Origin of the sequence: Pseudoduganella buxea, from assembly GCF_009720835.1 — a bacterium.
Lineage (GTDB): Bacteria > Pseudomonadota > Gammaproteobacteria > Burkholderiales > Burkholderiaceae_D > Rugamonas > Rugamonas buxea.
This window is the reverse complement of the sequence record NZ_WNKZ01000231.1, coordinates 1-767: the sequence shown is the minus strand read 5'-3', so window position 1 is coordinate 767 and position 767 is coordinate 1. Positions and strand designations below refer to the sequence as shown.

Genomic DNA, 767 nt, shown 5'->3' with positions numbered 1-767 from the left:
CGCTTCATGACTTTGATGCGATTGTTGATGCCTTCTAATTGTCCGGTGTGCAGCGGCCAGCGCACGCGCGCGAGGATGCCGCGCCAGTAAGGCGCGAGTTTGTTAGCAAAGCGCTTGAGCGGATCGATATTGCTGGTGCGGGCCATCGTCAGCCAGTTTTTCCACGCTGCTCGCCATTGCCAGGCCGTCATCGGCTGCCATAGATCCTTGAGACTGGCCTTCATGACGTAAGTGGTCATCAATGCCTGATTCGCTGCCAGCAGTTCATCGAGTTTAGGCTGCTGAGCGGCAGGTACGTTGTCCCGATTTCGCAGCAACAGCCAGCGAGCACGTTTGACGATGCGGCGCATCGGACGATCGTTTTTCAGGCGATTTGCCTCATCAACCCGAACACGATCGATCACCTCGCGCCCATATTTTGCAATCACGTGGAACAGGTCATAGACAACGCGAGCCTGGGGGCAGTGAGCCTGCACTTCCAGGTCAAAAGCGGTGTTCATATCCATCGCCACGGCCTCAATCCTGGCGCACCGCTCTTTGCCCAGCCACTCGAAGAAGGGACGAATGTCAGCCCGACTACGGCCTTCGCCTACCCACAACACCTGTCTGGTGTCAGCATCGAGTACTACCGTGGCATAGCGATGCCCTTTGAATAGGGCAAATTCGTCCATGGCCAAGCGAACCGGCTCCGATCTTGGCAGCGCCGCCAAACGCCGTTCCAAATAAAGTCGCTCGATCCGACGCACTGTCTCCCAATGCAGGCCCGT

Annotated in this window: 1 protein-coding gene; it reads right to left on the bottom strand. The window is 57.4% G+C overall.

Features of this window, described 5'->3' with window-relative positions; genetic code table 11:
- A partial coding sequence (locus tag GM672_RS27765) for an ISL3 family transposase (RefSeq protein WP_371867112.1) occupies window positions 1-746 on the bottom strand: 746 nt, incomplete at its 3' end.
- Window positions 747-767 lie beyond the last annotated feature (21 nt).